Source organism: Pseudaestuariivita rosea (assembly GCF_017592335.1).
GTDB lineage: Bacteria > Pseudomonadota > Alphaproteobacteria > Rhodobacterales > Rhodobacteraceae > Parasulfitobacter > Parasulfitobacter rosea.
In genome coordinates, this window is the sequence record NZ_JACNMP010000029.1 from 34,847 (window position 1) to 41,602 (window position 6,756).

Consider the following 6,756-nt stretch of genomic DNA (forward strand, 5'->3'; position numbering starts at 1 on the left):
GTATCCTTCTCACGTTATTTGGTGCGGGTGGAGGGACTTGAACCCCCACGCCTTGCGGCGCCAGAACCTAAATTCCACGAACTCCACAGCGGATCAAGCAGATAGCGAAAAAGTTTCGCAAGACAAAGCGAAAACGCAACGTGAACCTGCGAAAAACCGAATATCGACCATATCCAAATACATCAAGCCCAACCATAAGCGCATGTCGCGTGTTTTGGGCTATTGCCTGACGACGGGTGATTTTGAGGGCTGGACGGCTTTCGCAGCCCTCGCAATGGCGCGGCTGACTGTTGAAGAACGCGCCGCCCTGGCCTGGGCTGCGCTTCAGTCTCTGGACACACCCGAACAGGCCGAGCTGGTCACCGAGGCCGTTCTAACCCCCGCTGGCGATCCGCTGCCCACCTTCCTCAATCCTATGCAAGACGCCCGGTGGTGGGCCGAGATGGCGACCAATACCGAACGCAAAGCCTACGCTCTGGCGGCCTATGAGGCGCTGCCATTTGCCGATCAGATGGCGTTCCGCAGGCATATCACCGAAATTGAGATCGCTGCATGAAGATGCACGTCGCTGAGCGCAGAGTTGCCTTTTGTCTAGTCCATTGGACGTCAGATTTCCACGCGTTGATCTCGATGGACATGACCGTTGAATACACCGCCGGGTTTGGCCTGACGACCGCAGATATTCCTGCCGATCTGTCTGAGGCGCTGATGGACCAGGCCGCGCTTCACTATGACGGCCGGTCACCGATGGACGCCAGGGGCCCGTCCGCATCGCCGCATATCGCGTGGGTCAGCGCTAGGTATCGCGGGGTGGCGCTATGACGGGGCATTGCGTTGAAGAATTGCTATGGCACATGCGCCCATTGTCTGAGAACGCCGCTACAGAATGGGAGCGTAAATTCGCAGCTGACATGGCCAAGCGCGGCCATTGGAAGAACTGGAAACCCAGCAAAAAGCAGATGCAGATCATGCGCCGCTTGGTGCGTGATGCCTTTGGGCAGTCTGACGGCATTCGTCTTACCGATGACACACCGATGTCACGGCAAGAAAAGGGCGCAAGCCTGCCCAGCAAACGGTCGTGCCGATGCGGAACGAGGCATTTGCGGGTGACCCAAAGCTCTTTTGGGATCGGACGAACCTGCAGACGCTCTGTCCGCATCATCACGACAGGCAAAAGCAACGGGCTGAGCTGCGAGGCTATTCCGAGGAACGCGGGGCAGATGGGTGGCCCATCGATCCGAACCATCCGGCCAACAAGTAACACCATACCCACCCTATCCAGTGGAGTGGGTGGGGGTGGTTGGATCAAAAAGGGGGCTGGCTCTGGGACCGGAGAGGGAGCCTTTCTTCGGACTGTGTCGAAATTGAATAGAAAAAGTCACTCTCGAGAAAAGGATCCTAAAGACAGTGGCAAATCGCACTTCAACGGGTGCGCGAATGTTTTGCGCGCGCCGAGACAATCGAACCATAGAGAGAGGTGAAGAATAAGGCGCCCCTGCGCGCCGAAGCAACGCAGGGCAGATGTGGTGGACCGGGCTAACAACGGTGGCGCCACGGGTGATTGCATACCACGGGCGGGATCAGATGCAGAGGGCAGTCCGAAAGGTTGAGGCCCGATCCCCGGCACCGCGCTCAGGTGTCGCAAGCAGCAACCAACCAACTGGCAGAAGCGCATGACCAGTTGGGCCAAAAGCGAAGGGACGGCTCCGAAGAGCAGGCTCTAGACGCTGGAGGCATAGGGACTGCCAGGAGCCGCGCGCTCGTGGGCAGTCGTCCTATGCCTTCTGCTCAGAGACTCACCAAAGAGCAAGACAGATATTGAGGATTTTTGAAATGGCACAGAGAGGAAAGGAAGCTGTTGAAGGCAGATTATTCAGCGCTGCCGCCTGCCAAGTCATCGCATCATCAGTTTGACCTTTTTGGCAACGGCTTCAATGGCGCCTATATAAAGTTACAGCAGAACCAAGTCAGAGACTTCGGAATTTTTGCGCAAGGTGAGGCACTGATCGATGTTGCCCCTACAGAAAACTCTATGAGCCAGTTGTTGGGCTGGATTGAGAATTGTTATATTATCAAGCTTCTTAGTGAAGTCTGGGCTTTACTGACTGGACAGAATGCGGGGGGTGCCGCCCTGGGGCGCGTGGACGGCGCCGATCAGGCGGCCATCTCTGTAGATCACGTAATTGGCGTTTGAGGGTGGTGTGGAAAAGGCAGGAGCGACGAGTTCGGACAGTTGATCGCGTGTGCCGGTCTGGCTTGTGACCAGTTCCAGCACAGCCAGAGGAGCCACATCGGGGGCGATGCCGGTCCGGCCGGACTGAACGGTCGCGATCTGGTGCAGGCGTGTGGTGACCTGCCAGGGCAGGCCGGTGATGCGGGGCAGATCCTCGACCCGGATCAGGCGGCGCCCCAGACGGCGCCAGTCACGATAAGCGCGCAGGGCGGCGTCGCGGTCAGCGCTGGTTTCGGTTAGATCGTCGAAGAGTAACTCCAGCAGGTCAGGGGAGGCGGTGTTCAGATCGATCAGGCCACCGACATCCTGGAACCGGATGTCTTCAGTCGCAGGGGGCTGGTTGTTGGTCAGCAGCGCCATCGACAGGCGCAATGTGTCGCGGTTGGTGTGGCCGGTCAGCGCGACCTGGCGGTCCAGCGATGCCTCTTGCAGGCGGGTCATGGTGCGTTCGCTGGCCACGGCCAGCAGCACGGTCAGTACTGCCAGTGAAAACAGTACGGTGACAAGGGCAAAACCAGCGCGGTTTTTGGCTTTCCAAGGGGTCTGTGACATGGCACTTGGATAGCGGATTGAACGGCTTTTGGAAATCATGTCGCGACCTGTTCTGATTTTATTGCATGGTGTTGTTTATGCAGGCGCATTCGCGGTGCTGCAGGGCCCGTGGTTCAGTGTGGTGCTGGGGGCGTGTCTGATCTGGGCCAGCGTGGTGGATTTCGAACGGTTCGAGATCCCGGATCTGGCCAGTCTGTTCCTGTTTGTGACCGGGCTGGCCGTTGCGTATGGCGCGGGTGTTTTGGTTTGGCATGTGGCAGGCGCTGTGCTGTGGGCCGCGCTGTTTTGGGCTGTGGCTGCGTTTTATCGGCGCTATCGCGGATGGGATGGCCTGGGGTTTGGCGATGTGAAGCTGATCGCGGGCATCGCGGCCTGGGTGGGTTTTTACGGCACAATCTGGGTTGTTTTCGCGGCGGCCATTGCGGGCATCGGCATGCTTTTGATAAATGCTGTACTTAAGGGCGGTCAATTTCAGGGGTCGCAGCAATCGGCGGTCGCTTTTGGGCCGTTTCTTTGTTTTTCGGCATGGGCCGTTTGGCTGACAGGAGTTTCTTGATGCGCATTGTCAAACCCTTGCAGAAGATGGGTCGCAGGGCCGGGGCCACTATTCTTGAGGTGCTGATTGTTCTGTCGATTATTGCGTTGATCGCCGCTGTGGTTGGTCCGCGACTGGTGGGGTATCTGGGTCGGGCCAAAACCGAGACGGCCGAGCTGCAGGTGAAAAACCTGGGCGAGGCGGTGCAGCTGTTCTATATTGACATGGGCCGCTATCCGACGACGTCCGAAGGCTTGGGTGTGCTGGTTAATGCCCCCGCAGGCGAGGCTGCGTGGCAGGGCCCCTATATGCCGACTGCGGATGCACTGGTTGATCCGTGGGGGCGGGATTATGTATATGAAGAACCGACAGGGCAAGGGGCGTTCACGATCCAATCTTTGGGCCGTGACGGGTCCCGCGGCGGTACGGGCGAAGATACGGATGTAAGCTTTTGATCTAAAAACTGTCCTGAAGTGTCCATCGGACAGATTCGGACAGTTCAAGACACTTTCGGACTTCCGCTACGACAGAGACAATGACAGATAAAAGAAAAGACAGGACAAGACAGTCTGTTGTGGCCAGATCCCAACCAGTATCGTGTACAGCTAGACTATTTGACTAAGACTAGACAGCTGCAGATCAAAGGCTTTTTGAGATGATCGGCGGCATTTCTGTCATGGGGGGGAGGGTAAAACTTGGAACAGCAGCAGCCCTAGACCCGTGCTTCTCTCAGTCAGAGATTTTTTCACGTAAATGGAAAATTCAGGTGTTTCAAAGTGCTGAGAAAAGTGCAGTTTTGGAATTCCATTGGTTAGATCATCAACAAATATGATTTAAATCAATAGCTTAAAGTATAAAGAGTTAAACAATCGAAGCATATATCGACATTGCTGTATGAGATATTGCATTTATTTTTCGGCTAGAGTGGCATTTTAGAGCTGGCCTTGGATTTTTGGACAGGATCAGCCCTTGCTTTACCTACACGGAAAAAATATTTGTGTAGGCAAAGGAGTATTCATGATCGAAACGATTCCGCTTGGGCTGCAGACCACCTATCAGGATGTGCTGGACCGCCATCGCCGCAGGCCGGTGCCCGATCTAGAGGGCAGCCTTTTGCAAACCAGGGATGGCTATTGGGTGGCCCGTCAGCGGATGGGCGACCGTGTGCTGGAACGCCGGATTGGTCCGGACACGCCCGAAAATCGGAAACGGGTTGAGGTCATCAAGCGCCAGCAGGACGATTTACAAGCCTGGCGCCAAGAGGTCAGTGCCCTTGTTGCGCAGCTGCGTGCCGCGCGTCTGCCTGTTCCTGCCATCGGGACGGGCAAGCTGATCAACGCACTGTCCCGTACCGGTTTGTTTGAGAAAGGCGGTGTGCTGGCGGGCACCCATGCTTTCGGGCTTTATGCGCTTGAACTTGGGGTTCGGCTAAAGGATGCCCTGGCCATGACCGAGGATGTGGATGTTGCTGCAACGCGATCGGTCAGCATCATCACTGATGCGCAGATCAGCCTGTTCAACCCGATTGATGCGATTGGGTTGCAGCCGGTCGCAAGCCCGATGGAAAAGCACCCGGTGCGGTGGTCGATGCAGGACGGCACGGTTCTGGATATTCTGACGCCACGGCAACGGGGCGGCGAAGCGATTGTGCATCATAAGGGGCTTGGCGTGTGGGCGCAGGCGTTGCCCTATCTGGAGTTCAGTTTGACTGATCCGATTGAGGCGGTCGTGCTGTATCGTGAGGGCATCCTGGTTCGCATCCCGGCGCCTGAACGTTATGCAATCCACAAGCTGATTGTCGCATCCGCACGCACCGGGACGCATCGTGCAAAATCGCAAAAAGACCTGCAACAGGCGGCGGCCCTGGTTGAAGTTCTGGCCGAGGCACGGCCCTATGAATTGCAAACCGCCTTCAATGATGCAATGTCCCGCGGTTCGAAATGGCAGCAAGCTATACAAGCCTCACTGAAGCAGCGCCCTGATGTCGCCGCGATAATCGAAATGAGAGGATAGAACTTTATTCGACTGACAAAACAGATTGCACCCATGGTCCATATCAACTCCCGATAAGTTCGTCACGCCCTCCCATTGTTGTAACATATCTTATATCATGCCATGGTGGCTCGGCGCCGTCCTTCTACATCCATTGTACGAAGGGCCCAGAAAACGGCTTCTGGGGACACCTCGACTGGTTCATTATGGATCGTTTCCCCAGGGGCACAGGCACCTTCAGCGACCTGCATCAGTTGTTCATCTGTGACATCCTTCAGACCGAGGTCGGCAAGTGTCGTAGGCAGACCAACAGACGCACAGAATGTGAACACTTCATCTATCTGAGCCGTTGGTTTGCCTGTTAGAAACAATGCTGCCAGAACACCGATCGCAACCTTCTCGCCATGCCAGTAGTCATGTGTCTGTTTCAGGACGGTCAGTCCGTTGTGTATCGCATGACAGGCTGCAAGGCCGCCGCTTTCAAAGCCCAGGCCTGAGAGCAAAGTGTTCGCTTCAACAACGTGCTCCAGCGCGGGCGTGACGCTTTGCGCCTCAACTGCAGCCTTTGCAAGCATGCCATATTCGAGAATGGTGTCATAACACAGACCCGCCAGCGCATGGGCGCTCATTGGGCCAGGTCGACCGGTCATATTGCTGGCACGCTTAATCTGACAGGATTCCGCCTCAAACCATGTTGAAAGCGCATCACCAATACCGGCCACAAGAAAGCGTACCGGTGCCCGTGCAATAATAGCAGTATCGACCAATACGACATCAGGGTTTCGAGGCAGGATCAGATAGCGCTCGAACGCCCCTTCAGAGGTATAGATGACAGAAAGTGCGCTGCAGGGAGCATCGGTTGAGGCGATAGTCGGAATAATGATAATCGGACATTCTAACGCATGGGCGGCGGCCTTGGATGCATCAAGTGTTTTGCCACCACCTATCCCAATGACCACATCGCAGGAGGCTTTACGGCCTTGCTCAACTAACTGATCAATTTCATTTTGAGAACATTCTCCACCAAATTGCTCAAAAGTGGCTGCGGGCATGTCAGCAAGCGCTGCTGTCACGCTATCATGCAGATGATTGACAACAAAAGCATCCTCGACAACCAGTGGCCGGGTACCAAAGCGCGCCGCTTCCTCTCCTAAAATAGACAAGGCATGGGCGCCTTGCACATAGCGGCCTGGAAATATTGCAGTCGTCAACATATCAGTCTGTCCTTTTCTTATTCAATCTCATTGGTGTTTTTGGTCTCACTTTATGGAGCGTTCGATTTTCATTTAAGGTGCCCATTTTGGGATACTAGAGCAAGATGAGATCAGGTTGAAGCGTATCCTGAGTTGACAAGGTAATTCGCACATTCCTGCGGGGTGAAGCGGTCGAGCAGCTTACCGATCCTGCGCCATGTTGCCTCTATCGTGCGTTCGGCGGCGTCTCG

At 55.6% G+C, this 6,756-nt stretch carries 8 protein-coding genes; 6 read left to right on the forward strand and 2 right to left on the reverse strand.

What is annotated here, in order from left to right:
* The first annotated feature begins 202 nt into the window (after window positions 1-202).
* The 3 genes from H7848_RS15775 to H7848_RS15785 all read left to right on the forward strand — a co-directional run bounded on the left by H7848_RS15775 (window position 203) and on the right by H7848_RS15785 (window position 1,261).
* Window positions 203-556, forward strand: a complete 354-nt coding sequence (locus H7848_RS15775; protein ID WP_208353358.1) for a hypothetical protein — start codon at window positions 203-205, stop codon at window positions 554-556.
* On the forward strand, window positions 553-822 hold the full coding sequence (locus tag H7848_RS15780) for a head-tail connector protein (RefSeq protein ID WP_208353361.1): 270 nt from the start codon (window positions 553-555) through the stop codon (window positions 820-822). The genes H7848_RS15775 and H7848_RS15780 overlap by 4 nt, the downstream gene beginning before the upstream one ends.
* Window positions 823-1,084: 262 nt before the next feature.
* Entirely contained in the window at window positions 1,085-1,261 is a 177-nt protein-coding gene (locus H7848_RS15785; RefSeq protein WP_208353363.1) for a hypothetical protein, read from the forward strand.
* 837 nt (window positions 1,262-2,098) lie between these two features.
* Here the strand turns inward: H7848_RS15785 and H7848_RS15790 are convergent.
* Window positions 2,099-2,824: a hypothetical protein gene (locus H7848_RS15790; protein ID WP_208353366.1), complete on the reverse strand. Its 726-nt coding sequence runs from the start codon at window positions 2,822-2,824 to the stop codon at window positions 2,099-2,101.
* Here H7848_RS15790 and H7848_RS15795 point away from each other — a divergent pair.
* The 3 genes from H7848_RS15795 (at window position 2,823) to H7848_RS15805 (ending at window position 5,333) form a co-directional block, all read left to right on the forward strand.
* Entirely contained in the window at window positions 2,823-3,341 is a 519-nt protein-coding gene (locus H7848_RS15795; RefSeq protein WP_208353368.1) for a prepilin peptidase, read from the forward strand. The two genes, H7848_RS15790 and H7848_RS15795, sit on opposite strands and share 2 nt — an antisense overlap.
* Window positions 3,341-3,775, forward strand: coding sequence for a type II secretion system major pseudopilin GspG (gene gspG / locus H7848_RS15800; protein WP_208353370.1), 435 nt, complete (start codon window positions 3,341-3,343; stop codon window positions 3,773-3,775). The genes H7848_RS15795 and gspG overlap by 1 nt, the downstream gene beginning before the upstream one ends.
* Window positions 3,776-4,337: 562 nt before the next feature.
* The gene (locus H7848_RS15805) at window positions 4,338-5,333 is read left to right on the forward strand and encodes a GSU2403 family nucleotidyltransferase fold protein (RefSeq protein WP_208353372.1); all 996 of its coding nucleotides are present in this window, start codon (window positions 4,338-4,340) and stop codon (window positions 5,331-5,333) included.
* 95 nt (window positions 5,334-5,428) lie between these two features.
* On the opposite strand, the gene H7848_RS15810 is transcribed toward H7848_RS15805, so the two are convergent.
* Window positions 5,429-6,526 carry a glycerol dehydrogenase gene (locus tag H7848_RS15810; protein ID WP_208353373.1) on the reverse strand — a complete coding sequence of 366 codons (1,098 nt, stop codon included), beginning with the start codon at window positions 6,524-6,526 and terminating at the stop codon, window positions 5,429-5,431.
* Between the last annotated feature and the right edge of the window lie 230 nt (window positions 6,527-6,756).

Excerpts from the sequence above, each read along its gene's own strand:
- H7848_RS15790 (WP_208353366.1), bottom strand. The coding sequence starts at position 2,824 with ATGATTTCCAAAAGCCGTTCAATCCGCTATCCAAGTGCCATGTCACAG.
- H7848_RS15795 (WP_208353368.1), top strand. The coding sequence starts at position 2,823 with ATGTCGCGACCTGTTCTGATTTTATTGCATGGTGTTGTTTATGCAGGC.
- H7848_RS15775 (WP_208353358.1), top strand. The coding sequence starts at position 203 with ATGTCGCGTGTTTTGGGCTATTGCCTGACGACGGGTGATTTTGAGGGC.
- gspG (WP_208353370.1), top strand. The coding sequence starts at position 3,341 with ATGCGCATTGTCAAACCCTTGCAGAAGATGGGTCGCAGGGCCGGGGCC.
- H7848_RS15780 (WP_208353361.1), top strand. The coding sequence starts at position 553 with ATGAAGATGCACGTCGCTGAGCGCAGAGTTGCCTTTTGTCTAGTCCAT.
- H7848_RS15785 (WP_208353363.1), top strand. The coding sequence starts at position 1,085 with ATGCGGAACGAGGCATTTGCGGGTGACCCAAAGCTCTTTTGGGATCGG.
- H7848_RS15805 (WP_208353372.1), top strand. The coding sequence starts at position 4,338 with ATGATCGAAACGATTCCGCTTGGGCTGCAGACCACCTATCAGGATGTG.
- H7848_RS15810 (WP_208353373.1), bottom strand. The coding sequence starts at position 6,526 with ATGTTGACGACTGCAATATTTCCAGGCCGCTATGTGCAAGGCGCCCAT.